The 25,064-nt window shown below is 65.2% G+C and carries 26 protein-coding genes; 12 read left to right on the forward strand and 14 right to left on the reverse strand.

The genetic code is table 11. The features are described 5' to 3' along the window. The first annotated feature begins 44 nt into the window (after window positions 1-44). Complete coding sequence (locus tag ACFPFG_RS21295) at window positions 45-872, forward strand: flagellin domain-containing protein (protein ID WP_183020823.1); 828 nt, start codon at window positions 45-47, stop codon at window positions 870-872. 80 nt (window positions 873-952) lie between these two features. Here the strand turns inward: ACFPFG_RS21295 and ACFPFG_RS21300 are convergent, their stop codons facing one another. Then, the gene (locus ACFPFG_RS21300; protein ID WP_183020824.1) at window positions 953-1,555 is read right to left on the reverse strand and encodes a class I SAM-dependent methyltransferase; all 603 of its coding nucleotides are present in this window, start codon (window positions 1,553-1,555) and stop codon (window positions 953-955) included. 246 nt (window positions 1,556-1,801) lie between these two features. Here ACFPFG_RS21300 and ACFPFG_RS21305 point away from each other — a divergent pair, with 246 nt between their 5' ends. The 4 genes from ACFPFG_RS21305 (at window position 1,802) to ACFPFG_RS21320 (ending at window position 5,077) form a co-directional block, all read left to right on the forward strand. Next, window positions 1,802-2,683 carry a flagellin domain-containing protein gene (locus ACFPFG_RS21305; RefSeq protein ID WP_183020825.1) on the forward strand — a complete coding sequence of 294 codons (882 nt, stop codon included), beginning with the start codon at window positions 1,802-1,804 and terminating at the stop codon, window positions 2,681-2,683. 165 nt (window positions 2,684-2,848) lie between these two features. Then, entirely contained in the window at window positions 2,849-4,240 is a 1,392-nt protein-coding gene (fliD, locus tag ACFPFG_RS21310) for a flagellar filament capping protein FliD (protein ID WP_183020826.1), read from the forward strand. 121 nt (window positions 4,241-4,361) lie between these two features. Further along, a complete protein-coding gene (gene fliS, locus ACFPFG_RS21315; RefSeq protein WP_183020827.1) occupies window positions 4,362-4,775 on the forward strand; it encodes a flagellar export chaperone FliS in 414 nt (137 codons plus the stop codon). Between the two features lie 2 nt (window positions 4,776-4,777). Next, window positions 4,778-5,077 carry a flagellar protein FliT gene (locus tag ACFPFG_RS21320; RefSeq protein ID WP_012202553.1) on the forward strand — a complete coding sequence of 100 codons (300 nt, stop codon included), beginning with the start codon at window positions 4,778-4,780 and terminating at the stop codon, window positions 5,075-5,077. A 127-nt stretch (window positions 5,078-5,204) separates the two neighbouring features. On the opposite strand, the gene ACFPFG_RS21325 is transcribed toward ACFPFG_RS21320, so the two are convergent. The 12 genes from ACFPFG_RS21325 to flgB all read right to left on the reverse strand — a co-directional run bounded on the left by ACFPFG_RS21325 (window position 5,205) and on the right by flgB (window position 17,195). Next, window positions 5,205-6,497: an HDOD domain-containing protein gene (locus ACFPFG_RS21325; RefSeq protein WP_183020828.1), complete on the reverse strand. Its 1,293-nt coding sequence runs from the start codon at window positions 6,495-6,497 to the stop codon at window positions 5,205-5,207. 21 nt (window positions 6,498-6,518) lie between these two features. Further along, on the reverse strand, window positions 6,519-7,733 hold the full coding sequence (gene flgL, locus ACFPFG_RS21330) for a flagellar hook-associated protein FlgL (protein ID WP_197954733.1): 1,215 nt from the start codon (window positions 7,731-7,733) through the stop codon (window positions 6,519-6,521). Between the two features lie 23 nt (window positions 7,734-7,756). After that, window positions 7,757-9,745 (reverse strand): flagellar hook-associated protein FlgK, encoded by a 1,989-nt coding sequence (flgK, locus tag ACFPFG_RS21335; protein WP_312377135.1) that lies wholly within the window; start codon window positions 9,743-9,745, stop codon window positions 7,757-7,759. A 14-nt stretch (window positions 9,746-9,759) separates the two neighbouring features. After that, entirely contained in the window at window positions 9,760-10,722 is a 963-nt protein-coding gene (gene flgJ / locus ACFPFG_RS21340) for a flagellar assembly peptidoglycan hydrolase FlgJ (RefSeq protein ID WP_197954744.1), read from the reverse strand. After that, on the reverse strand, window positions 10,719-11,867 hold the full coding sequence (locus ACFPFG_RS21345) for a flagellar basal body P-ring protein FlgI (protein WP_183020832.1): 1,149 nt from the start codon (window positions 11,865-11,867) through the stop codon (window positions 10,719-10,721). Before ACFPFG_RS21345 ends, flgJ begins: the two co-directional genes overlap by 4 nt. A 20-nt stretch (window positions 11,868-11,887) precedes the next feature. Continuing rightward, complete coding sequence (locus ACFPFG_RS21350; protein WP_063327631.1) at window positions 11,888-12,595, reverse strand: flagellar basal body L-ring protein FlgH; 708 nt, start codon at window positions 12,593-12,595, stop codon at window positions 11,888-11,890. Window positions 12,596-12,770: 175 nt separating this feature from the next. Next, complete coding sequence (gene flgG, locus ACFPFG_RS21355) at window positions 12,771-13,553, reverse strand: flagellar basal-body rod protein FlgG (protein ID WP_013800362.1); 783 nt, start codon at window positions 13,551-13,553, stop codon at window positions 12,771-12,773. Between the two features lie 21 nt (window positions 13,554-13,574). Beyond that, window positions 13,575-14,315 (reverse strand): flagellar basal body rod protein FlgF, encoded by a 741-nt coding sequence (locus ACFPFG_RS21360; protein WP_183020833.1) that lies wholly within the window; start codon window positions 14,313-14,315, stop codon window positions 13,575-13,577. Window positions 14,316-14,344: 29 nt separating this feature from the next. Continuing rightward, on the reverse strand, window positions 14,345-15,610 hold the full coding sequence (gene flgE, locus ACFPFG_RS21365; protein ID WP_183020834.1) for a flagellar hook protein FlgE: 1,266 nt from the start codon (window positions 15,608-15,610) through the stop codon (window positions 14,345-14,347). Between the two features lie 39 nt (window positions 15,611-15,649). Further along, window positions 15,650-16,312 (reverse strand): flagellar hook assembly protein FlgD, encoded by a 663-nt coding sequence (locus tag ACFPFG_RS21370; protein ID WP_197954746.1) that lies wholly within the window; start codon window positions 16,310-16,312, stop codon window positions 15,650-15,652. Window positions 16,313-16,346: 34 nt separating this feature from the next. Further along, the gene (gene flgC, locus ACFPFG_RS21375) at window positions 16,347-16,751 is read right to left on the reverse strand and encodes a flagellar basal body rod protein FlgC (protein ID WP_012202564.1); all 405 of its coding nucleotides are present in this window, start codon (window positions 16,749-16,751) and stop codon (window positions 16,347-16,349) included. A gap of 30 nt (window positions 16,752-16,781) precedes the next feature. Further along, complete coding sequence (flgB, locus tag ACFPFG_RS21380) at window positions 16,782-17,195, reverse strand: flagellar basal body rod protein FlgB (RefSeq protein ID WP_013800365.1); 414 nt, start codon at window positions 17,193-17,195, stop codon at window positions 16,782-16,784. 234 nt (window positions 17,196-17,429) lie between these two features. Here flgB and flgA point away from each other — a divergent pair, with 234 nt between their 5' ends. The 3 genes from flgA (at window position 17,430) to ACFPFG_RS21395 (ending at window position 19,029) form a co-directional block, all read left to right on the forward strand. Beyond that, window positions 17,430-18,194, forward strand: a complete 765-nt coding sequence (gene flgA, locus ACFPFG_RS21385; RefSeq protein ID WP_183020836.1) for a flagellar basal body P-ring formation chaperone FlgA — start codon at window positions 17,430-17,432, stop codon at window positions 18,192-18,194. A 78-nt stretch (window positions 18,195-18,272) separates the two neighbouring features. Beyond that, window positions 18,273-18,593, forward strand: a complete 321-nt coding sequence (flgM, locus tag ACFPFG_RS21390; protein WP_012202567.1) for a flagellar biosynthesis anti-sigma factor FlgM — start codon at window positions 18,273-18,275, stop codon at window positions 18,591-18,593. Between the two features lie 64 nt (window positions 18,594-18,657). After that, window positions 18,658-19,029 (forward strand): hypothetical protein, encoded by a 372-nt coding sequence (locus ACFPFG_RS21395; RefSeq protein ID WP_380108175.1) that lies wholly within the window; start codon window positions 18,658-18,660, stop codon window positions 19,027-19,029. A 459-nt stretch (window positions 19,030-19,488) separates the two neighbouring features. On the opposite strand, the gene fliE is transcribed toward ACFPFG_RS21395, so the two are convergent. Further along, the gene (gene fliE / locus ACFPFG_RS21400; protein ID WP_013800367.1) at window positions 19,489-19,806 is read right to left on the reverse strand and encodes a flagellar hook-basal body complex protein FliE; all 318 of its coding nucleotides are present in this window, start codon (window positions 19,804-19,806) and stop codon (window positions 19,489-19,491) included. Window positions 19,807-19,983: 177 nt separating this feature from the next. On the opposite strand from fliE, the gene fliF reads away from it, so the two are divergent. Genes fliF through fliI form a run of 4 tightly spaced genes read left to right on the forward strand, consistent with a single transcriptional unit; the run spans window position 19,984 to window position 25,016 of the window. Further along, a complete protein-coding gene (gene fliF, locus ACFPFG_RS21405; protein WP_380108177.1) occupies window positions 19,984-21,693 on the forward strand; it encodes a flagellar basal-body MS-ring/collar protein FliF in 1,710 nt (569 codons plus the stop codon). Between the two features lie 27 nt (window positions 21,694-21,720). Continuing rightward, complete coding sequence (gene fliG / locus ACFPFG_RS21410; RefSeq protein WP_012202571.1) at window positions 21,721-22,716, forward strand: flagellar motor switch protein FliG; 996 nt, start codon at window positions 21,721-21,723, stop codon at window positions 22,714-22,716. Beyond that, the gene (locus ACFPFG_RS21415) at window positions 22,709-23,584 is read left to right on the forward strand and encodes a FliH/SctL family protein (protein ID WP_380108180.1); all 876 of its coding nucleotides are present in this window, start codon (window positions 22,709-22,711) and stop codon (window positions 23,582-23,584) included. The genes fliG and ACFPFG_RS21415 overlap by 8 nt, the downstream gene beginning before the upstream one ends. Then, a complete protein-coding gene (fliI, locus tag ACFPFG_RS21420; RefSeq protein ID WP_012202573.1) occupies window positions 23,574-25,016 on the forward strand; it encodes a flagellar protein export ATPase FliI in 1,443 nt (480 codons plus the stop codon). The genes ACFPFG_RS21415 and fliI overlap by 11 nt, the downstream gene beginning before the upstream one ends. Window positions 25,017-25,064: the final 48 nt, after the last annotated feature.

Here is a 25,064-nt window from a genome sequence, read left to right on the forward strand (position 1 = left end):
CGGTGACCCTGGTTTCATACAGATTTAACTGAGGAGCTGCCACCATGGCCATGACCATCAACACCAACATGCAATCGCTCAATGCCCAGCGCAATCTGAGCACCACCCAGGGCCTGCTGTCCACCACCATGCAGCGTCTGTCTTCCGGCCTGCGTGTGAACAGCGCCAAGGACGACGCGGCAGGCCTGGCGATTGCAGAGCGCATGAATGCCCAGGTCAAGGGCATGAATGTGGCGGCACGCAATGCCAACGACGGCATCTCGCTGGCCCAGACGGCTGAAGGTGCGCTGGGCAAGATCACCGAAAACCTGCAGCGCATGCGCGAACTGGGTGTGCAAGCGGCCAACGGCACCAACGGCACCAAGGATCGCACGGCCCTGGACAAGGAATACAAGGCGCTGGCCGCTGAAATCGGCCGCATTACCGACAACACGGAGTTCAACGGCAAGAAGCTGCTGAACGCCAACGCAAACTTCACCTTCCAGGTGGGTGCGAACACCGCAGCGGACAATCAGATCGCCGTGACCGTGAATTCGGCCACCAGCCTGACCAGCCTGAGCGCTTCCACCGCCACGCTGGGCACGGTCGAATCCGCAGCTCTGGCCCAGGTCACTGCCATCGACACGGCGCTGGACAACATCAACGGCATGCGCGCCGACTACGGCGCGGCGCAAAACCGCTTCGAAGCCACGATCGCCAACCTGCAGGTGGCATCGGAGAACACCGCCGCAGCCCGTGGCCGGATCATGGATGCCGACTTCGCCGGTGAAACCTCGAACCTGAGCCGCGCCCAGATCCTGCAACAGGCCGGCACCGCCATGGTGGCCCAGGCCAACCAGTTGCCCCAGGGCGTGCTGGCGCTGCTGCGCTGAAGAAGGCAGGCCGCACCGCTGCGGCATGCCGAAAATGCAAAAAGCCCGGCCTGGCCGGGCTTTTTGCATGGGCGCCAGTGTTACAGGCGGAAGTACTGGCTGGCGAGCGCTCGGATCTCATCCTCGTCGCGCGGGCTGTTGCTGGCGATGGCCCAGATGTCATAGGACTCGGGACGTGCCACGGACGCCACGATCGGAAAGCCTGCGGCGCGCAAGGTGTCGTTCATGGTCTTGTCCGTGAAGCCGCAGCGGTGCGACATGTAGAGATTGCCCTGGGCCATGGAGGTGCGCAGGCCATATAGGATGTCCAGCGGGCTGATGGGACCGGCCGGCGAAATATAGGCCGGGTCGGTCAGTTGGCCCTTCGCCACCAGTGCGCAGACCGACTGCAGGTCGGGACAGGTGATGATGGCGAAACCATCGGGTTTGAGTACGCGCCGGAACTCGGCAAGGGCAAGCGGAACTTCGTGCGGATACAGGTGTTCGATGTTGTGGCTGGAGTAGATGGCATCAATGGAGGCATCCGCCACGGCGGACATGTTCGTCATCGTGCCGATGAGGTCTGGCTCCACGCGTGCATCAATGTCCAGGCGCAGTTCCTGCCAGTCATCGCTCTGGAAGCCGGGGGAGGTGGAGGACTTGCGCTGCGGGCCACATCCAACGTGCAAAAGGGTTCGGGTCATGTGTTGAGCGCGTCTGGGCGCGGGAGGTGAAAGTGCGCACCTAGAGTAACCAGGCGGGAGCGGTGGAATGACGCGAATTGGGGGGGGATGCCCGTTTTTATCGCTGCTTTGGGCTCATGCCTCGTCGGGACAATGCATGGCATCAGATTGGCGGAGCTAGGCGGTGTCTGGCGTGCTGTCTGACGTTCGGTGGCCTATGGTCACGGAGCGGCTAGCCATTGTCCATGCCTAACGAGGAGTTGCCACATGGCATCCACCATCAATACCAATCTCATTTCGCTGAACGCGCAACGCAACCTCAACACATCGCAGTCCTCACTGTCCACCACCATGCAGCGCCTGTCCTCGGGTCTGCGTGTGAACAGTGCAAAGGATGATGCGGCGGGTCTGGCGATCGCCGAGCGCATGAACGCCCAGGTGCGAGGCATGAATGTGGCCATGCGCAATGCCAATGACGGCATTTCCATGGCGCAGACGGCCGAAGGCGCATTGAGCAAGATCGGTGAAAATCTCCAGCGCATGCGTGAGCTGGCCGTGCAGGCAGCCAACGATACCAACGGATGCAATGACCGAACTTCGTTGGACAAGGAGTACAAGCAGCTGGCACAGGAAATCGCACGCGTGGTCTCCAGCACGCAGTTCAATGGCCGCCAACTGCTGAACACCAGTGCTGCCGCCGTATTCCAGGTCGGTGCGAATACCGGATCTGACAATCAGATCCAGTTGGATGCTGTGAACCTGGCTGCAGCAACCACAAGTGGGGGCCTGGGCGTGACCACTGCGGCCGGTTCGGTTGCGACGCTGAATGGAGCGCTTGGGTCATTGGCCGATGGCAGCACCAATGCCGCAGCCGCACGCAATTCGATGGACGCGATCGACAAGGCCCTGGACCAGGTCAACAACACCCGAGCCACCTTCGGCGCAGCCCAGAACCGCTTCGAAGCCGTGATTGCCAACCTGCAGGTCGCAGCGGAAAATACGGCTGCCTCGCGCTCGCGCATCATGGATGCGGACTTCGCCGCCGAAACCGCCAACCTGAGCCGCACGCAGATCCTGCAGCAGGCCGGCACGGCGATGGTGGCCCAGGCCAATCAGCTGCCCCAGTCGGTACTCAAGTTGATCCAGTAAAGAAACGTGAAAAAAAGCGGCGGCATGGCCTCAAGTCTGGGGTCGGCATGCCGAAGCATTGGTGGTGGGGCTCCTTGCATGACGTGCGGCTTGCGCGCGCCCTGGGAGCCTTGTGCGCTGGCGCAGCACAGGCTCTAGGCCCGTAGCACTAAAAAGGAGTACGTTATGGCATTGACAGCAGCGGGAATTGGCAGCGGCCTGAATGTGGAATCGATGATTTCGCAATTGGTGACGCTGCAAAAGCAGCCTCTGGTGCAGTTGCAGACGGCTGCATCTTCCCTTGACACCAAGATCTCGACGGTCGGCAGCATCAAATCGCTCATGTCGACCTTGTCCGACTCGGCCCGAAAGCTCGCCGACAAGGATGCCTGGGCGCTGACGACGGCGACGGCGTCGAACACGTCGGTTTCCGTGAGCGTGACCGGCAGCGCGATGCCGGGCAGTACACAGATCGATGTGGACCAGGTGGCGCGCAACCAGTCGCTGGCATCGAAGAGCTTTGCCGCTGCCTCGAACTTCGGGCCCGGCACGCTGAAGTTCACCATGGGTGGAAAGACCACCGAGGTCCAGATCAGCGAATCGATGACCATGGACAAGGTGGTAGCGGCCATCAATGCCAAGCAGGGTGACAGTGGCGTGGTCGCCTCCGTGATCAAGGATGCGAACGGCGAGCGGCTGCTCATGCGTTCAAAGAATTCCGGCGCGGATGCCCAGTTCACCGTCGAGGTGACGGGCGCGGATGCCAATCTGTCTTCCCTGGCCTATGCGGGGCAGGCGGCCAATGGTGATACGAGCAATGGTGGCGTAGTTCAACTGGCCCAGAATGCCAAGGCCACGGTCAACGGCATCAAGGTGGAATCGGCGACTAACGAGTTCAAGGACACCATCCCCGGTTTGAGCTTCACGGTCAATCAGGCCACCAAGACCGGAGAACCCACACTGCTGACTGTCGTCTCCGACACCGAAGGCATGAAGAAGAACATCCAGGCCTTCATGGATGCCTACAACGCCATCAGCGACAAGCTCGTGGCGTCCACCAAGTACGATGCCGAGAGCAAGACCGCCGGCGTCATGCAGGGTGACTCCACCATGGTCGGCATGACCAATGGTCTGCGCGAAGTGCTTGCCTCTCAGATCGGTGGCATCAACCTGTCGGACCTGGGCATACAGTTGGGCAAGGGTGGCAAGCTGGCCTTTGGTACGCTGGCCAAGGACAAGTCCAATCTGGAAGCGGTTCTAAAGGATCCCAGCAAGTTGGCGCAGGTCTTTGCTGCGGAAGGCGAGCCCGACAAGCCCGAGACAAAGGGCCTGGCCCTGCGGATGAAGGAGTACGCCGACAAGGTCCTGGAATTCGACACAGGGGTGTTTGATGCCAAGACCAAGGGCCTGCAGCAGCTCAAGAAGGACAACACCAAGGCCCAGGACCGCGTCAACGAGCGCGCCGAAGCCTTTGAACAGCGCATGCGTGCACAGTACGCAGCGTTGGACAAGAAGATGGGATCGAGCTCGGTGCTTAGCTCTTACCTGTCTCAACAAGTAAGCCAGTGGAACAGATAAGCCGCGGGCCTTATGGTTGAGACGGGCCTGCGTACCAGGCTTGTCCAGCATGCAAGGCGAGGCTTCAGTTTCTCGCCGGGATGCCGAAAATCATGGCAACAAGACATCAAGGAACGCTGGAATGAATTCGATGTTCAACCGCCGTGGGGCTAGCGCCTACAACCAGGTAGGTGTTCAGTCGGTTGTGAATGGAGCCTCCCCGCATATGCTGATTCAGCTGCTGTTCAATGCCCTGGATGCATCTCTGAATGCGGCTAAGGGCGCCATGCAGCGCGGCAGTATTGAAGAAAAAGGCATCCAGATCGGCAAGGCGGTGCGCATCCTTGAAGAAGGCCTTAAGGCAGCCGTAGATGTTGATCAGGGCGGGGAATTGGCCCAGAACCTGATCACGGTTTATGACTACAGCATCACGCAACTGACATTCGCCAATCTGCGCAACGATGTGCAGTTGCTGCAATCGGTCCAGGACGTGCTGGCACCGATCGCGCAAGGCTGGAGCGATATCTCCAATACACCAGCCGTTGCCGGGACCTAGAAATGGAGCTGACATTGATTGACTTTTACCGGGCCATAGAAGACAGCAGCGCCAAGATGCTGCAGGCCGCACAGAACAAGGATTGGGAGGGAGTGACGCGCTACGAGGGCACTTGTGCCGTGCTGATCGAGCAGCTGCGGCTCAAGTCGCATGACGAGCCGCTGGCGCCCGATCAGCGCAAGGAGAAGGCGCGAATCATGCAGCGCATCCTGCGCAATGATGCCCAGATCCGCACGCTGGCCGAGCCCTGGCTGGCACAGTTCGAGCACATGTTCGACGGCCAGCCCCACGCCATGCATTGAGCAGGGCAGATCGGCAGGAGCTGCATCCGCAGCCTTCCTGCCGCCCATGAAAAAACCGCCTGAACATCAGGCGGTTTTTTCATGCGCGGAATCTGCGGATGGCAGAAGCCACCATGGTTCTCGTGGATCAGGCCGCAGGCGCGGGCTGCACCTGCAGCTCGCTGAGCATGCGCAGCAGGATGCGGTTCACGTCCTCGATCTCGAAGGCGTGCTCCTCACGGAGCTGGCGAATCGGTGCGGGGTCGTCGGACTCCAGCGCAATGGCCATCACCAGTGCCGGCGCGTAGGGGCCGGTACGGGTCACGGCGGCGTCGAAGATGCGTTCGGACAGCGGCACGCGGCGCAGCGCGGTGGGCAGGGGTTCGCCCAGCAGCTGGTCCAGCTGCGAGAACAGGCCCAGCAGATAGACCTCGCGCTGCAGGTCGTGGCTGATGCCGGCCTCGATCAGTCGCTCGGTCAGGCTGGCGCGCAGCCGGATGGCGGTGCGCACGGGCACCAGGCTGGGCTCGGTACAGGCGTGGGGCAGCTGGTCGGACAGCCAGCGCTGCAGCGTGCCATAGCCCAGCATCACCAGGCCGCGGCGCAGCGAGTCCACATTGCCCCGCAGGCCCAGGGCTGCGGAGTTGGTGTAGAGCATGAAGCGGTAGGCCAGGATGGGGTCCTCGCCCAGGATCTGCTCGAAGGCTTCCAGCGATTGCTCTGCATCGACGGCGCGCATCAGTGCGAGCACGGTGTCGCGGCTGGGCAGGGCGGCGTGATGGCGCTGGGCATGCAGCGTATCGGCCACGGGCCAGCCGGCGATGGCGCCCGCATGGAAGCTGTCCAGGCACAGATCGGTCAGGGCCAGGCTGTCCAGCCCCTCGTACATCTGGCCGCCCAGCAGTTGCAGGGGCGGCAGGGCGGGTGCAGGCCTGGCGGCCTGCTTCAGGGCCTGGAGCTTGGTCGGTGCCTGGGCTGCCTGCGTGGCCTGTTGCAGCGCAAGCGCTGTCTGGTTGGGCATGCCCGAAGCGCCTTCGGGCGGCAGGTGCAGCAGGCTGCTGGCAAACCAGTGGGCGGCCTGGGCGTCGGGCACATCGGACAGCGGCCCGCGCCACACCAGCATGAGGCCGCGCGCATGCGCCTGGCGCACCAGGTCGTAGATGGCGGAGTCCTGCAGCCAGTCGCCACGCACCTCGATCCAGGGGCTGCCCTTGGAGGCGTTTTCCAGCAGGTCGCACAGCACCTGACGCGACTGGGGCGACAGCAGTACCGGCGGCGACTGCGTGCCCCAGGTCTCGCGCAGTATGCGCAGCAGGTGGGCCACGTCGGCCTGGACGCCGGGCTCCTCGTGAAGATAGAGCTGCACGCCCGCCAGACGGCGAGCCTGGTTCCAGAGCGGCCTATAGCCGAGGGTCAAAGAGCTCAGGACGGACTGGACCATGAATGCATGCGCGGGTGGCTATCAGTTGATGAAGTTGAACAGTGACAGTTTCTGGATCGAGGCATAGGACTGCAAGGCAGCCTGCATGCCCACCTTCTGCATGTCCACATCGGAAAGGGCCTTGATCATATCGATGTCTTCGGCCCGCGAACGCGCGCCCTCTTGTAGCGTCGCCTGATCCTTCATGTCGTCTTCGAGCCTGTCCGCGCGGTTGAGTTGGTCGCCAGCAAAGCTACGCATGGCCTGGACGCGGCTCATGCCAGAGTCCAGTTCATTGAGGCCGCGCGAGAGCATTTGTTGCATGGCGCCAGGGTCGGTTGCGCCGTCCTTGACGGCGGAGATCACGCCGTCAAGGACGCTGAAAAGGTCGGTGCGCTGGCTGGGTGCCAGTGTGAAGTTGTCGCCCACGCCCGGGGTGCCCGAGATCTTGACGGACATGCCGTCGATGGAAATGCTGTCGCCCGGCTTGAAGGCCGTGGCAGACACCACAGGATTGGTCGCACCCGAGGCGCTGGAGTCAATCGTGTACTCCATCTCGCCGGTCGTCGCGTTCTTGGCGAACTTGATCGTATAGGTGTTGCTAGTCAATAGGCTGGGATTCGTCACCGCGCCGAGATCGGCATAGGCCGAACTGCCCGTGGGCGACTGGCGAGAGACGCTGAACACGCCATTGCCCGTGGGAATGTTCATCCAGGTGGAGAACCCGTCCAGCGAGGAAGGCAGGCCGTTGTCGTTACCGGTGCTCTGGCCTGGCTGCAACTGAGAAACCGCGCCAGGGGTGGCGCTGAGCACCGGATTGTCCTGGCTGCCCAGCCCCCGGAAGATGGGCAGGCCGTTGGAGTCCTTTGCATTGGCATAGCCCAGCACCTGGTTGCGCAGGCTTTCCAGTTGCTGCACCAGTGCATCGCGTGCCTTCTGGTCATAGGAGCCATTGCCGGCCTGCAGTATCAGGTCGCGGAAGTCCTTGAGCGCATCCTGGGCCGTGCCCAGCTTGGATTCGCCCTGGGCGATCACATCGCGCTGCAGGCCCAGCACACGCTGGTCGTTCTCAGAGCGGGAGATGCGCGTGAGCGCGCGTTCGGCCTGGGCGGCGGCCACGGGGTCGTCGCTGGCGCGCACCACGCGCTTGCCGGAGGTGGTCTTTTCCATCAGGTCCACCAGACTCGTCTGACGCGAGTTCAGGTTGTTGATGGTGCTGTCGTACATGTTGGCCGTGCCAATGCGGGAGATGCTCATGGTGGAATGCTCCTGTCCGGTGATCAGCGGCCTACGGTCTGCAGAACGCTGTCGAAAATGCTTTGCGCGACCTGCAGCATCTTGGCCGAGGCCTGGTAGGACTGCTGGTACTGCAGCAGCTTGGCGGCCTCTTCGTCGAGGTTCACGCCCGAGACGGCCGTGCGGTCCGCCTCCAGGTTCTTGGCAATGGTCTCGGACAGCTTGGCCGCGTACTGCGCGCTCTGGGTGCGGGTGCCGACCTGGGCCATGGCGGTGGAAAAACCGTCGCTCAGCGTGGTTGAGCCATCGAACAACTTGGAGTCGCGCAATGCCAGGAAGGAGCTGGCGTTGCCGGCGTCGCGTTGGTAGGCATTGCTGTACTGGGGATCCAGTGCATTGCCGATGCGGACCACGTCGCCATCATGGGGCGTGCCTGTCAGCGTGACGGACCAACCGTCGATCTCGATGGACTGGCCGGAGGTGTAGGGCACTACGGTGGTTCCTGGCGTATAGGGCGTAGGCGCTCCTTTGGGAGGTGTGCTGGTGCCTGTGACGGTATAGCCTGTGGGCGGTCCAGGAACGAAGCTCAATGCCACACCGCCCTTGTTGCCCGGTGTTCCCAGGGGGGGCAGTACCAGCCCCGAGTTGGCCTGGAGCGAGACCATTTTCAGGGTGGCCTCGCCCTTGGATTCAATGCTGGCCGTGACGGGATTGCCCACGGCCAGGTCATTGGGCGAGTGCACGGCGGCCTGGATGTCGTGGGCGCCCGCCGCCACGGGGCGGAACAGCACGGTGTTGCCCGTCGCGCCTTCGGCCTTGAGGTCGAAGCGCAGGCCGTCGATTTCCTTGGTGCTCAGGTCGGCCATGTCGGTGAAGTCCGTCACCTTGCCATCCGACAGGCGGATGACCTTGCCAGCCGGCGCCGTGCTGCCGAACACGATCTGGTAGTCGGAGGTCTTGAGCTGGCTGGAGTCGACCACCGTGGTCGTCGGCGTGTTGGCACCTGCCCACTGCGCGCCCGTGGTCGAGCCATTGCTGACCATGGACAGCTTGAACAGGTTGCTGCCGCTTTGGCCCGACAGCGTCAGGCCGAGGTTGTTTTGCTTGTTCAGCGTGTCGCCAATGGCCAGGGCCATGCGGCCCAGCAGGTTGCGGCCCTCGGTCAGGTCGCTGCCCTGGAACTGCAGCAGGCCGGCGATCTCGCCGCCACCCAGCATGGAAGGCGTGAGTTCCACGTTCTGGCCGCCGGGCTGCTGGAAGTACAGGGCCATCTTGCCGCTGCCCGGGAACTCGGTGGCCTCCTTGAGCGTGAGCTGTGCGGAATTGGGTCCCAGCACCAGCGGCTGGCTGCCTCCCACGAACAGGCTGATGCTGCCGTCGTCCGCAGGGATCTGGCTGGTCTGCACGTATTTGTTGATGTCGCGCACCAGCTGGTCGCGCTGGTCCAGCAGGTCGTTGGGCGTCTGGCCCGAGGCGATGGAGCGGCTGATCTGCGCATTGAGCGTGGCCACCTGGCCCGCCAGGCTGTTGACCACGGTCACATCGTTGCCCATCTGCTGCTTGGCGCTGTAGTCCAGCTCGTCCAGCTGGGCCGATGCCGAGCGAAAGCGCGCCGCCAGCTCGTTCATGCGCGTGAGCACCACCTGGCGCGCCGACGGGTCGGTGGGCGCACCGGCTACATCGCCGAACGAATTCATCATGTCGGTGATGGCCGCGCCCAGGCCGCTCTTGCCGCCGCCGAACACTTCCTGCATCTGCGCCAGCGAGGTGGCGCGCGCCGAATCGGCCGCCGACACGGCGCTGGCCGTGGCCGCCTGGCGGTTCAGCAGCTCGTTGAAGTTGCGCAGGATGGTGTTCACATCCACGCCATTGCCGATGTAGCCGCTGCCCATGTTCTGGCCCGGCGATGTCTGGAAGGCCACGCTTTGGCGCGAGTAGCCGGCCGTGTTGACGTTGGCGATGTTGTGGCCTGTGGTCTGCAGGGCGATCTGGTTCGCCATCAGTGCGCGGGACCCGACGTTCAAAAGGCTCATGACGTGTTCTCTGGTTAGGCTTGGGCACGTGCCGCGCTCTGCACGGCGCTTTGGATGGCGCGGCTGAGCTTGCTGGCGTATTCGGGATCGGTGGCATAGCCGGCTTTCTGCAGCTCGGTCGCATAGGCCAGGGCCGAGTCGGTCTTGCCCATGGCCTTCTCGTAGCGCGGATTGCCGGTGATCAGGCGCGCGTAGTCGCGGAAGGATTCCTCGTAGGAGCCATAGGCGCGGAACTTGGCCGTGACCTTGCGCGCCACGCCGTCGATGTACTCGGTGGTCGTGACCTCGGCGACCTTGCCCGTCCAGCCCTTGCCGGCCTTGATGCCGAACAGGTTGTGGGCGTTGCTGCCATCGGCATTCTTGATCTCGCTCTTGCCCCAGCCGGTCTCGTGGCCGGCCTGGCCCAGCATGAAGGCGGCCGGAATGCCGCTCTCCTGCGCCACGCGGGCCGCGGCGTCGCCGTGGTGGGACACGAAGTTGTCACGACCCTTGGGCGCGGGCGCGTAGGCGTTGACGGACTGGGCCGCGCTGGTGCGGGTGCCGCTCCAGGCAGCTGTGGTGCCATTGGCGCTGCCGGCCGTGCTGCGCCAGGCGATGCGGCTCATGCTCAGCGTGGAGGGCACGGAGATCTCGGCATCCTCGGCGGCTTCCGAGCCCATGGTGCGGGCCAGCTGGCGCGTGATGGCGTCGGACAGGCCGCCGGGCTGGCCCGACATGGCCACCGACAGCTGCTGGTCCAGCATGTCGGTACTCAGGTTGCCCTGTGCGCTGTCCAGCAGGCCGGACTTCATGGTGGCCTCGCGCATGCTCTTGATCATCTCGCGCATGAACAGCGATTCCAGCTGTTTGGCGGTTTCCTTCGCGGCCTGCGGGCTGTTCTCGCCGGCTGCGAATTTGAGTGCGTTGAGGGACCGGGCGTCGGCCGCCAGCGCATTGCTGGCCGCAGTCTGCGATCCATTGGGAAGTGCGATGCTCATATCACCTCCAGTTCGGCGTTGAGAGCGCCTGCGGCCTTGATGGCCTGCAGGATGGCCAGCAGGTCCTGGGGCGTGGCGCCCAGCGTGTTGAGTGCGCGCACCACGTCGGTGAGCTGCGGGGAGCCGGGCATGTTGATGATGTTGCCGGGCTCCTGCTTGATCTGGATGTCCGACTTCTGGGCCACCACGGTCTGGCCCTGCGAGAAGGCGCCTGGCTGGCTGATCACCGGCGTGGTGCTGATGGTGATGGCCAGGTTGCCATGGGCGATGGCGCAGGGGCCCAGGGTCACGGCCTGGTTGAGCACGATGGAGCCCGTGCGTGCGTTGATCACGACCTTGGCCGAGGGCTTGGAGGTCTCGATCGGCATCTCCTGGATCTCGGCGATCATGCGCACGCGCGATCCCGGGTCCTGGGGCGCGGACACACGCACGGTGCGGCCGTCCAGCGCCTGTGCCACGCCCTGGCCCATGCGCTGATTGATGGCGCGCACCACCTTGTCGGCGGTCTGGAAATCTGTGGCGTTCAGGCCCAGCGTGATGCTGTCGCCTTCATTGATCGGGGTGGGCACGGCGCGCTCGACCTGGGCGCCCTGCGGCACGCGGCCTGCGCTCAGGTGATTGATCTGTACCTTGGAGCCGCCGGCCGAGGCGCCGGCGCCGCCGACCACGAGGTTGCCCTGGGCCAGCGCATAGATCTCGCCATCGGCACCGCGCAGCGGCGTGGCCACCAGGGTGCCGCCCTTGAGCGACTTGGCATTGCCCACGGAGGAGACCACCACGTCGATGGCCTGGCCCGGCTGGGCAAAGGCCGGCAGCTCGGCGGTGACGATCACGGCCGCCACGTTCTTGAGCTGCAGCTGGCCCGCGTTGCCTGTGGCGGGCAGCGAGATGCCCATCTGCTCCAGGTAATTGGCCAGTGCCTGCTTGGTGTAGGGCATCTGGGTGGTCTGGTCGCCCGTGCCGTCGAGGCCGACCACCAGACCGTAGCCGGTCAACTGGTTGCTGCGCACGCCCTGTATGGCAGCGACCTCCTTGATGCGTGTTGCATGCGCCGGCAGGGTCAGCATGCTGGCGCCGAGGGCTGCTGCAACCCAGAAGGGGCGCTGCGCTTGGCGCAATGTCAGGAGCATGGACAGTACTTTCATGCTGTCCATTCTCCGGAGAATCAGAACGGCATAACGTTCAAAAAGAACCGGGACAACCAGCCAATTGACTGCGCTTCACCGGCCTGTCCGCGGCTGCGCGATTCCACGCGCACATTGGCCACCTGGGTCGAGGCGACCAGGCTGCCGGGCTGCATCGTGCGCGGGTCCACCGTGCCCGTGAAGCGCAGCACATCCACGTTGTGGTTCACGCCGATCTGCTTTTCTCCGGCGATCACCAGATGGCCATTGGGCAGCACATCGACCACCGTCGTGCTGATGGCACCCGTGAACGTGTTGTCGCTCGACGTCGAGCCAGAGCCCGTGTAGTCGTTGTTGTTGTTGAACCCGATGTTGGAGCGGTCCTTGAGATTGGCCAGCGCATTGCCCGAGAACAGCGGCAGCGCAGAAATCCCCGCCGTGGTCTTGTTGGACCGCTTGAGCCCCGAATCCGACTTCTGGCTGGCCGTCACGCGCTCAACGATCTGCACCGTCACCATGTCCCCCACCAGGCGCGCGCGCCGGTTCTCGAAACCGGGACGGTAGCTGGCGGCATTGAACAGGCTGCCCGTAGGGCTGCCCGCCACGGGCGCGGCCGGCATCAGCACGGGAGGCGCAGTGGACGGCATGTCCACCGGCGGCGGGTCATTGAGTGTCGTGCAGCCCGACAGCACGGCCGCCAGCGCCAGGCACGTGCCCGTCGCGGAAAGGGAGAAGATTCGTTGGGTCATGGCGATGTTCCCGGGTTCAATGGTTCATGGCTGCGCATGCAGACCCCACCCTCGAGAACTGGCATGTCCCAGCCCAGGGACACCGAGGAAGGGCCGCCCCGCACCGAGGGTGTCGTCCCCCTCCCGCGCAGCGAGAGAGGGGGAAGCGGCGAAGCCGCTCAGGGGGAGAGATCGATTACAGCTGCGCCAGCTTGGCCAGCATCTGGTCCGAAGTCGTGATGGCCTTGGAATTCATTTCGTAGGCGCGCTGGGTCTGGATCATGGTCACCAGCTCCTGCACCACGTTCACGTTCGAGCCTTCCAGGTAGCCCTGCTTGATCATGCCCATGCCGTTGACGCCGGGCTGGCCCTGCTGGGGCTGGCCCGAGGAAGCGGTCTCGGTGAACAGGTTCTGGCCGCGCGGCTCCAGGCCTGCCGGGTTGATGAACTGGCTCATGGCGATATTGCCGACCTGCTGGGGCGCGGCCTGGCCGGCCATGGTCACGCTGACCACGCCCTCGGGGCTGATCGACACCTTGGTCGCGCCCTGGGGAATGGTGACGCCGTTGGCGATGGGCATGCCGCTGGCAGTCACCAGCTGGCCCTGTGCATCGACCTGGAAGGAGCCGTCACGGGTATAGGCCGTGGTGCCGTCGGGCATGTTGACCTGGAAGAAGCCGTTGCCGTCGATGGCCACGTCCAGCGCATTGTTGGACTGCTGCAGGGCGCCCTGCAGGAAATTGCGCGAGGTGGCCACCGTGCGCACGCCCAGGCCCAGGTGCAAACCGGTAGGCAACTGGTTCTGCTCGGTCGTCTGCGAGCCGGACTGGCGCAGGTTCTGGTAGATCAGGTCCTCGAACACCGCGCTGGCGCGCTTGTAGCCCGTGGTCGAGACGTTGGCCAGGTTATGGGAAATCACGTCCAGCTGTGTCTGCTGGGCTTCCATGCCGGTCTTGGAGATGAACAGCGAATTGATCATGGCGTTTCCTTTTCAGTGCTTTCAGCCGTTCATGCTCAGCAGCTGGCTGGCACTTTTGTCATTGGTTTCTGCCGTCTGCAGCAGGCGCATCTGGGTCTCGAACTGGCGGGCGGCGGCAATCATGCCGACCATGGTCTCCACCGAGTTCACGTTCGAGCCTTCGATGGCGCCGGACAGCAGGCGTGCGTTCTCGTCGTTGGGCAGCGGATCGCCGTCGCCCGTGCGGAACAGGCCGTCATTGCCGCGCACCAGCGCGGCGTCCTCGGGCGGCGTGGCCAGCTTGACGCGGCCCACGGCCACGGGCAGCTGGTTGCCGGTCTTGGCGGTCAGCGTGCCATCCGAGCCCAGCGAGATCGTGGACTCGGGCGGAATGTCGATGGGGCCGCCGCCGTCGGACAGCACGGCCTGGCCGTTGCTGTTGACCAGCTGACCCTCGGGAGAGACCTCGAACACGCCATTGCGTGTGTAGGCCTCCTGGCCATCCAGGCCCTGGACGGCGAACCAGGCGCGGCCCATGGCCATGGCGTCCAGTGCACGCCCCGTGCGCTGGGTGGGGCCGGGCGTGTCCACGTAGCCGGAGGTCGCCTCCAGCGCAAACACGCGCGTGCCCGCACCGCTGCCCTGCAGGGGCACGGAGCGGAAGGTGGACATTTCGGCCCGGAAGCCGTTGGTGCCGGCATTGGCCAGGTTGTGGGCCAGCACGGACTGACGCTGCGCCGCTGCGTTGGCGCCCGTCATGGAGGTGTAGATGATGCGGTCCATGCCGGTTCTCCTGACTCAGTTCTTGGCTATCAGCGCAGGTTTACCAGGGTCGAGAAGACCTGGTCCTGGGTCTTGATGGTCTGGGCATTGGCCTGGTAGGCGCGCTGCGCGGTCATCATGTTCACCAACTCGGCGGTCAGGTCCACGTTGGAGTCTTCCAGCGCGCCCGAGCGCAGCGAGCCGAAGGTGCCCGACTCGGCCGTGCCGTTCAGCGCCGGGCCCGAATCGGCGGTTTCCACCCACTTGTTGTCTCCCACGGCGCCCAGGCCCTGGGTGTTGGTGAAGGCGGCCAGGGCCAGCTGGCCCTCGGTGCGCGTCACGCCGTTGGAGTAGGTGGCCACGATGGAGCCATCGTTGCCGACATTGATGCCGGTGAGCGCGCCCGCCGTGTAGCCGTCCTGCTTGAGGCTGCTGACCGCGAACTTGGTTCCGAACTGGGAGACGTTGGAAAAGTCCAGCGTCACACTGACGGTGCCCGGGGTTGGCGAATTGGGATTGTTGGTCTGGATGGTGGCAACAGCGGGGTTGGGCGTGACTGTGTTGAGTTTGCCTGCGGCGTCAAAGTTCAGCGTTGCCAGCACCTTGGCCGTCTTGGGCGGCGTTGCAGTCGGGTCATCAAGGCCGTCATAGACCACCCAGGTATTGGGGGCCGCGCCCTTCTCGAAGTACATCTGCACAGGTGTGGCCACGCCTTGGCTGTCATAGACATTGACCGATGTGCCATAGGTGGCGCGTGGAGTGGCAGGGATCGGTGGCGTTTTGGTGGCATCGCCTGCAGCCACCGTGGCGCGCGCATCCAGGTTCAGCGATACATCGATCTTGGTCGTAGACTTGGCAGCGATCGGCTGGCCCGAAGGAAAGACCATGGGCACGGGCTGGCCGCCGGCCAGCACCTTGCCCGTGGTGGCGTCCACGGGGTAGCCCATGACGTTGTCGCCCTGCACGGTCTTCAGGTTGCCCTGCTTGTCCAGGCCGAAGTTGCCGGCGCGCGTATAGGCCGTGCTGCCATCGGGCTGGCGCACCACGAAGAAGCCGTTGCCGTTGATGGCCACGTCCAGATTGTTGCCCGTGGTGGTGATCGGGCCCTGGCGGAACTGCTGGGTCACGGCGGCCACATTGACGCCGATGCCGCTGTTCTGGCCGCTGGCCGAACCCACGGCGCTGGCCACGGCCTCGGCGAACTCGGCACGCGAGGACTTGAAGCCCGTGGTGTTGGCGTTGGCGATGTTGTGGCCGATCACGTCCAGGTTCTTGCTGGCGGCGTTCAGACCCGAGAGGCCTTGTTGGAATCCCATGGTGTGCTCCTGCGATGGTTTGGGTGGTTGGTGCGGTGGTCAGTACACGGCCTTGACGGAGGCGTAGGCGACGTTGGTGCCGTCGTCCAGCTCCAGCGTCAGCTTGCCGTCGGTGGTGCCTGTGGCGAGCACCGCGTGGGGCGACAGCGTGGTCGAGGCCACGGCCTTGTCGGCATTCGTGGCCTGCACCGTGTAGCGCAGCTGGCTGGCGTCGCCCGTGTACTTGCTGCCGTCCCAGGTGAAGTAGTTGCGGCCTGCGGTGCCGCTGCCCAGCTCGACGGTGTCCACCAGCTCGCCACCGGCCGTGGTGATCTGCACCTTGACATCGGCAGCCGGGCCTTCGAGGTCGAAGGCGGCCGTATAGGATTTTTCCTTGCCCACGCCCAGCGTATTGCCCTCGGTCAGCACGGTGCGGCCGATCATCTGCGTGCCTTGCAGCACCTGCATGGCGGTGAACTGGCCGGCCATGCTTTCCATGGTCTTGTTCAGCTGCTGGATGCCGGTGACGGTGTTGATCTGCGCCATCTGCGAGGTCATCTGCGCGTTGTCCATGGGATTCATGGGATCCTGATTGTTCAACTGCGCCACCAGCAGCTTCAGGAAACGGTCCTGCGCCGCCGCGGGGTCGGTGGTCGAATTGCTCGTGGCGGTCTTGTTGTTGATGTCGGCCGTGCTGGCGACGCTGCCTGCGCCATAGATCATGGGAGTGGCTCCTGGAAAGTGGTGCGGATGGGGTTCACTGGCCCATCTGCAGGGTTTTGAGCAGCAGCGACTTGGTCGTGTTCATGACCTCGACGTTGTTCTGGTAGGAGCGCGAGGCCGAGATCATGTTGACCATCTCGTCCACGGCGCTGACGTTGGAGTGCGTCACATAGCCTTCGGCATCGGCCAGCGGGTGCTGGGGGTCGTGGATGCGGCGGCCCGGCGTGTTGTCCTGGCTGATGGCGCTGACGCGCACGCCCGAGGAGCCTTCCTCGCCCATGGCCACGGTCTGGAAGACCACCTGGCGCGCCTGGTAGGCCTTTCCGTCGGGGCCGGCCACGGCATCGACGTTGGCCAGGTTCGAGGCCACGACGTTCAGGCGCTGGGATTGGGCGCTGACGGCACTGCCGGAGATGCTGAAGATGGAGAACATGGACATGGGAAAGCTCCTGTGGTCTGTGGCGCCGGCTTACTGGCCCTGGATGGCCGACAGCATGGTCTTGGCCTGGCCGTTCAGAAAGCGCAGCGTGGCTTCGTAGCGCACGGCGTTATCGACGAAGTTGGCGCGTTCGCGGTCCAGGTCCACGGTGTTGTTGTCCATGTTGGTCTGGGCCTGCACCGAGTAGCCGAGATGGCTTTGCGCGCTCTGCCCCGAGGCGGCGGCAGGCAGGGGAATGTGGCCCCCCTGGCTGACGCTGGCCAGCGTCATGGGCGAGGGGCCGGAGGTAACGGCCGTCAGCGCCTCGCGGAAATTGAAGTCGCGTGCCACATAGCCCGGCGTGTCGGCATTGGCGATGTTGCTGGCGATTGCACGCTGGCGCTCGGCGCGCAGCACCAGCGCCTTGCTCTGGAAATCCAGTCGTTCAGTCATCTTGTCGAGCATGTCGGCCTCGCCCTCTGGGGTTTGCGGTGATCGGTTGACGAAATGGCGGCAGCCCACGGACTGCGGCATGCGTCGATTATGGAAATCGCCCCCGATCGCTAAAGCGCGAAGAAAGCGCGTTTGCCTGCGCAGTTCGGCGCTTCGGAAAAGAGCACTCGCCCTATATTTGCTGGCATCGCTCCAGGTATCCCACCCATCCTGACGGGAGTCCGGAGCAAGTCAGGAGCCACAGCCATGCCGAACTTCAGCACCGCCCATTCGCCATCCGCCGTCCGAGCCCTCGCTCGCGCCGCCGCATGCGCTGCGCTTGCCGCTGGAGCGTCGCTGGCCGGCCCTGCCCTGGCGCAGAACGCACCTGACGGTGCAGCCCAGCTCAGCCAGATAGGCCAGCGCTTTGCCGACGAGGCCCTGCAGCAAGGCATGGCCGGCGCGGGCGCCTTGCCCCTGCGCATGGAAGTGCAGATGGGCCAGCTCGATCCCCGCCTGCGCCTGGCCGCCTGCGCCAAGGTCGAACCCTATTTGCCCGCAGGCTCGCGCCTGTGGGGTCGTACCCGCCTGGGTCTGCGCTGCCTGCAGGGCGCCGTGGCCTGGAATGTGTTCCTGCCCATCACGGTCAAGGCCTGGGGCCCGGCCTGGGTGCTGCAAAACGGCGTGACGGCGGGTCGCCCGCTGTCGGCCGACGATGCCGTCCAGGCCGAAGTGGACTGGGCCGAGGAATCGGCCGCCGTCTATGCCAACCAGCAGGACTGGGTAGGCCTGGTGGCCTCCCGCCCGCTGGCCGCAGGCCAGGCGCTGCGCCAGAACATGCTGCGTACGCCGGCGCTGTTTGCCGTGGGTGCTGAAGTGCGTGTGCTGGTCAACGGTGGTGGTTTTTCCGTCACATCGTCGGGCAAGGCCATGTCGGCAGCCGGCGAAGGCCAGACCGTGCGGGTTCGCATGGATAATGGCCGGCTCATCTCCGGGGTGGTGAATCCCGAGGGCGTGGTGCTGGTCCAGTAAAAAAACCTCAAGTTTTGTTCCAGGCAGTCGAAAGCTAGGCACAGCGCCTCACGCCGCCAGGGCGATTGGAGAATCAAGATGAAGATAGGTCAAAAACCGGAACTGCCCGCCGCTGCCTCCCAGGCCGCCGCCAAGCAGCCCAAGACAGCCAGCACCATTGCCACCGAGGAATCCTCCGCCCAGGCCCAGCCTGCCAAGGCGGCCGGTGTTCCCGTGTCGTTCTCGACCTCGGCCCGCGCACTGGACCAATCTGGTCGCGCCACGGCCGACTTCGATGCCAACCGCGTCAAGGAAATCCGCGAAGCCATTGCCAACGGCACCTTCCGCGTGAACGCCGACGCCGTGGCCGACAAGCTGCTGGCCAACTCCGAAGAATTCCTCTCGCACTCGCGCGTCTGAGCGCGGGTTCGATCCCTTCCTTTCGGCGCGTGCGCGCGCTTTCTTTCTCAGCAAGGCCTGTCCCATGACTCTCGGCGAGATGCTCGATTCCCTGGACGCGGTGGTCCGGATGGTGTCCGCCTCGCTGCAATCGAAGGATGCGGTCGCGCTGGAGCAGTCCAGCACCCGGTTGCGCGATGCCATGGCGGCGTTCTCCGAACTGGCCCGGCGCTTCAGCGCGGCCGACTGGACGCAGGAGCTGCGCGAACGCGCCCAGGCGCTGGGCGAGCAGATGGCCATGCAGCGCGACCAGCTGGCGCGCATGGCGGTGGTGGCCCAGAGCCAGGCGGCGGCGCTGATTCCCCAGACTTCGGACCAGGCCACGTATGGACGCGACCTGTATGGACACCCCCATGCCGGACCGGGCAAGGCGCGCATCTACCACTCGGCCAGCTGAAGCCGCATCCTTTTTTTCTCTCTCTCTCTCTCTCTCTCTTCGTTCTGCTCAACCCTCCGGCATCCGTGTCCGAGGGTTTTGTCTTTTCCAGGCTTGGATTCGGTTGGATGAATCTGCGCAGCGGGTGCAGGCGCGACTGCGGCTCGGGCGTACCCATCCATGCGCTGGATGAGGCTGCGCTCGGTCAAGCAGGGGGAGGCAGGGAAATGCGTGATGGCCGTGCGCAAGAAGTGCGCCCAGTCATGAAGGACGGCCCGAGGCCCGGTCCGGGGAAAACGAAGCAAGGACCCTGAAGACGGCAAGATCCGAAATGCGCGGAAATGACGCTGCCGTGCAATGGCAATGGCAATGGCAATGGCAATGCAATCGCAATGCAATCGCAATGGCGCGCGCAAATCCCGTTCGGTCTGCGGTTTGCGATCGAGGGGGCAAAGAGGGTCCGGCCGGGGCCGGATGCCCTCACACCTGCATGTTCATCACATCGGTATAGGCCTGCACGAGCCGGTTGCGCACCTGCATCGTGGCCTGGAAGCCGATCTGCGCCTTTTGCATGGCGATCATGGTTTCTTCGAGGCTGACGGCCGGGTTCTCCAGCTGCACCTCACGCTGCAGCTGGCTGGAGTTGTTCTGGGCCGAACTGACGGACTGCAGCGCGCCTTGAAGGGCCTGGCTGAAGCCGCCAGCCGCCACTTTGGTCGATGCGTCGCCTGCGCCCACGCCTTTGGGGAGCTGGGTGCCGTACAGGGGAGAGGTGGTACTGGGGATGCGAAGGTCCATGACACATTCCATCGGAGTTAGCAAGATGACGAGATCGTAGGGCGGCAGGGTTTTCGCATCGCGGCAAATAGACGGCCAAACGGCGCGCTTATCGGGCGAATGTGAGGCCTCGGACTTCGAATAATCGACAGCACGCTAGGGTCCTGTGTGTGCAGGGCTCGAACACCTGGAACCAAGATGTCTGCTGTCGCTGAAATCCCTGTCCCTCAAGCCACTCCCGTGCCCCAGCCTGCCTTGCAGCAGCGCTGGACGGCCATGGACCGTGGCGCGCGCCTGCGTTGGGGCGCGATCGCCGTGCTGCTGGTCGTCGCCCTGGGTGCGGCGGCCATGTTCTACCGCCAGCCGGACTACAAGGTGCTGTTCTCCAACCTGAGCGACAAGGATGGCGGCGCCATCGTCGCCCAGCTGTCGCAGATGAACGTGCCTTACCGTTATACCGAAGGCGGCGGTGCCATCCTCATCCCGTCCGACCGCGTGCACGATGTGCGCCTGAAGCTGGCCACCCAGGGCCTGCCCAAGGGTTCGGTGACGGGTTTCGAGCTGATGGAGAACAGCAAGTTCGGCATCACCCAGTTCCAGGAACGCCTCAATTTCCAGCGTGGCCTCGAAGGCGAGCTGACACGTTCCATCCAGGCCCTGGCCGCCGTGCAAAGCGCACGCGTGCACCTGGCCCTGCCCAATCAGAACGGCTTTTTCCGCGAGCAGCAAAAGCCCTCGGCCTCGGTGCTGCTGAGCCTGTACCCGGGCCGCGTGCTGGACCGCACGCAGATCGCGGGCATCGTGCACCTGGTGGCCTCCAGCGTGCCCGAGATGGCGCCCACGGCCGTGAGCATCCTCGATGACTCGGGCAAGCTGCTGTCGCAGTCGCCCGACGGCAACGCCAACGCCGTGGACATGCAGCAGCTGAACTACACCCAGCAGATCGAGCAGCAGTACGTGCGCCGCATCCTGGAGATCCTGGAGCCTGTGGTCGGCAAGAACAATGTGAAGGCCCAGGTCTCGGCCGAGATGGATTTCAGCCAGACCGAATCGACTTCGGAGCAGCACCGCCCCAACCAGTCCTCCGACGCGGGCGTGGTGCGCAGCCAGCAGGTGGTGGAGAGCACAGGCGAGCAAAAGCCGCCCCAGCCCACCGGCATTCCCGGCGCCACCAGCAACCAGCCGCCCCAGAACGCTTCCGCGCCCGTCAACGGTGCCAATCCCGCGCCCCAGGCGGCCGACGGCCAGAACGCCGCCCGCTCTGCCAGCAAGCGCGAGTCCATCACCAATTACGAAGTGGACAAGACCGTGCGCCACACACGCGGCAGCACGGGCAGCATCAAGCGCCTGACGGCCGCCGTGGTCATCAATGCGCCCCTGGTGGCTGCTGCTGCGCCGGCTGCTGCCGGTGCTGCCGGGGCGGCAACCGATGCAGCCACCGTCGCTGCCGCTGCACGCGGCCTGACGGCAGCGCAGCAGGCGCAACTGCTGACCCTGGTGCGCGAGACCGTGGGCTACAGCGCCGAGCGCGGCGACTCGGTCAACCTGGTCAGCACCCCCTTTGTGCAGGACGAAGTGCCGGCCGAGCTGCCGCTGTGGCGCCAGCCCGAAGTGCTGGCCATGGCCCGCAGCCTGGGCGTGCCCATCGGCCTGGCCCTGTTCGGCGCCGTCCTGCTGCTGGGCCTGGTGCGACCCATGATGAAGGGCCGCAAGACGGTGGCCGTGGGCGGGCAGCTCAATGCCATCGAAGGCGAGCAGCTGGACCGTCCGGCGCTGGCTGCACCCGCTGTCGATCTTTCGCCCACGCAGGAGCAAGTGCGCCTGGAGCAGGCGCGCCAACTGGCCAAGCAGAACCCGATCGCGGTGGCCAACATCGTCAAGACCTGGATCAACGGCGAGGCCACCTGAGCCTCTCAAAACACGGATTGCTGAGATATGGACGAACGAGGCCTGAACGACGCCGCCATCTTGCTGGTCTCCCTGGGCGAGGAGGAAGCGGCCGAGGTGTTCAAGCACCTCACCCCGAAGGAAGTGCAAAAGCTCGGCGAGACCATTGCGCACATGCGCGGTGTCTCGCGCGAGAAGGTGGACTTCGTCATCAACCGCTTTGCCGATGACGCAGCCGCGCAAAGCCTGCTGGTGGACGACGCCAGCGGCTATGTGCGCTCGGTGCTCAAGCGCGCCCTGGGCGACGACAAGGCGGCGCTGCTGATCGACCGCATCCTGCAGGGCGGCGATGTCTCCGGCATCGAAAGCCTCAAGTGGATGGACCCGCTGTCCGTGGCCGAACTGCTGCGCGGCGAGCATCCGCAGATCGTGGCCGCCATCCTCGTGCACCTGGAGCACGAGCAGGCCGCTGCCGTCCTGATGCAGCTGCCCGAGCGTTTTCGCAGCGAAGTCATGCTGCGCGTTGCCACGCTGGAAGGCATTCAGCCGACCGCGCTCAAGGACCTCAACGAGGTGCTGTTCCAGGTGCTGGCCGGCGGCGACAAGATCCGCAAGACCTCGCTGGGCGGCGTCAAGACGGCGGCCGAGATGATCAACAACCTCGGCGGCAATGCCGACGTGGCCGTGCTGGACACCATCCGCAACTACGACCCGGACCTGGCCCAGAAGATCATGGACAAGATGTTCGTGTTCGACGACCTGGTCAAGCTGGACGACCGCTCTGTGCAGCTGGTGCTGCGCGAGGTGGTGTCCGAGACGCTGATCATCGCGCTCAAGGGCGGCTCGATGGAAGTGCGCGACAAGATTCTGGCCAACATGTCCATGCGTGCCGCCGAGTCGCTGCGCGAGGACCTGGAAGGCCGCGGCCCGATGCGCCTGTCCGAAGTGGAAGCGCAGCAAAAGGAAATCCTGAAGGTGGTGCGTCGCCTGGCCGAAGAAGGCCAGATCACCATCGGCAGCGGTGCGGAAGACAGCTATGTCTAACGGCATGAACTCGCGCTTCATCCCCTCCGAGGAGATCGACGAGCGCCAGGTGGTGCAGTGGCGCTTCGGCGCCGTGGACCACATGGGCGGCCTGCAAAGCCTGCCCGGCCTGGCGGGCCTGCCCGACATACAGGGTGCTCCAGGCACGCAGGCCGCGCCCACCTCCTCGTCTGGCTTTCACAGCCTTTCGCTGCCCGGCCGCTCCGATGCGCCCCGGCTGGAGGCCGACTCCATGGTGCTGGATGTCGAAGCCGGCACGCCGGTCGCCCCGGCCTCCACCGCCCCCGCAGTGGATGAGGAACAACTGCATGCCCTGCTGGAGCAGGCACGCGCCGAAGGCCATGCCGAGGGCCTGGAGCAGGGCCGCCAGCAAGCCCAGCAGCAGTGGCAGCAACACATGGATGACTACGTCTCCGGCACGGGCCGCGAGACGGCGCAGCGCGTGGACGCACTGCTGTCCGGCCTGGAGGCCGGCTTCAAGCAGCTGCAGACGGATGCAGCGCAGGAACTGCTCAACCTGGCCTGCGACATTGCGCGCCAGGTGGTCCGCCAGGAGCTGCGCAGCCAGCCCCAGGCCCTGTTGCCCGTGGTGCGCGAGGCGCTGGACATGCTGGCCGCCGACGGCCGCGCCGCCACCGTGCGCCTGAACCCCGCCGACTTCGCCGTGCTGGACGAGGCGCTGCGCGCCGAGCATGGCGCCCAGTCCAAGGTGCAGTGGATCAGCGACGCCTCCGTGGCCCAGGGCGATGTGCGCGTGGAATCGGGCGGCGCCCAGGTCGATGCCGGCATGGACAAGCGCTGGCGCCGTGCCGTGGCAGCGCTGGGCCTGGTCTCCACCTGGTATGACGGAGAACGCGATGCCGGTTGACGCCCCGCTGGCCGACGCCGCCAAACTGACCCCCGAGCCTGCCGCCAGGCCCTGGCAGCAACTGCTGTCCAATGCCCGTGCCCGCCTGCAGGGCGACATTCCCCTGGAAACCCACGGCACGCTCACGCGCCTGACCGGCCTGGTGCTGGAGGCCACGGGCCTGCAGGTGCCCGTGGGCTCGCAGTGCTGGATACGCCAGCAGGGCCAGGACCCGGTGCTGGCCGAGGTCGTCGGCTTTGCCGGCGAGCGTGCGTTTCTCATGCCTGCGGGCGACATCCAGGGCCTGTCCAGCGGCGCCATCGTGACGCCGGCCGAACCCTTTGTCGCACCGCTGCGCTTTGGCGACGGTGTCGAGCCGCCCGTGTCCCTGGCGGCCGGCGTGCTGCGCCTGCCCATTGGCAGCGGCCTGCTGGGCCGTGTCGTGGATTCGCAGGGCCAGCCCCTGGACCATGGCGGCCCGCTGGCCGACGTGAGCGCCGATCTGCTGGACCGCAACCCCATCAATGCCATGGACCGCGACCCGGTGCGCGAGACGCTGGACACCGGCGTGCGCTCGCTCAACGCCCTGCTCACCGTGGGCCGGGGCCAGCGTCTGGGCCTGTTCGCTGGCTCGGGCGTGGGCAAGTCCGTGCTGCTGGGCATGATGGCGCGCTACACCCAGGCGGACGTGATCGTGGTCGGCCTGATCGGCGAACGCGGCCGCGAGGTCAAGGAATTCGTCGAGGACATCCTCGGCGCCCAGGATCGCAGCCGCGCCGTGGTCGTCGCCGCGCCGGCCGATGCGCCGCCGCTGCTGCGCATGCAGGGCGCCGCCTATGCCACGGCCATTGCCGAGCATTTCCGCGACAAGGGCCAGCATGTGCTGCTGCTCATGGACTCGCTCACCCGCTATGCCATGGCCCAGCGCGAGATCGCCCTGGCCATTGGCGAGCCGCCGGCCACCAAGGGCTATCCGCCGTCGTGCTTTGCCAAGCTGCCCGCCCTGGTCGAGCGCAGCGGCAACGGCCTCAACGGCGTGGGCTCGATCACGGCCTTCTACACCGTGCTGTCCGAAGGCGATGACCAGCAGGACCCTATTGCCGACGCGGCGCGCGCCATTCTGGACGGCCACGTCGTGCTGTCGCGGGCGCTGGCCGAGTCGGGCCACTACCCGGCCATCGATATCGAGCAATCGGCCTCGCGCGTGATGCACAACGTGGTCTCGCGCGAGCACTTCGAGCTGGCACGGCGCTTTCGCGCTGTCTATTCGCGCTACCAGAAGGGGCGGGACCTGGTCCAGGTCGGCGCCTACATGGCGGGCTCGGACCCGCAGATGGATGAGGCGATACGCCTGCAGCCGGCCATGGCGGCCTTTCTGCAGCAAAGCATGTTCGAGTCGGCTTCCATGGACGAGAGCATCTCGGGCATGGCTGCCGCACTCGGTGGGCAGTGACGCGGCGACGCGGCACTGCCAAAACGCGACCAACGCGATAACGAACAC

It is taken from the genome of Delftia deserti (assembly GCF_042653485.1).
GTDB lineage: Bacteria > Pseudomonadota > Gammaproteobacteria > Burkholderiales > Burkholderiaceae_C > Comamonas > Comamonas acidovorans.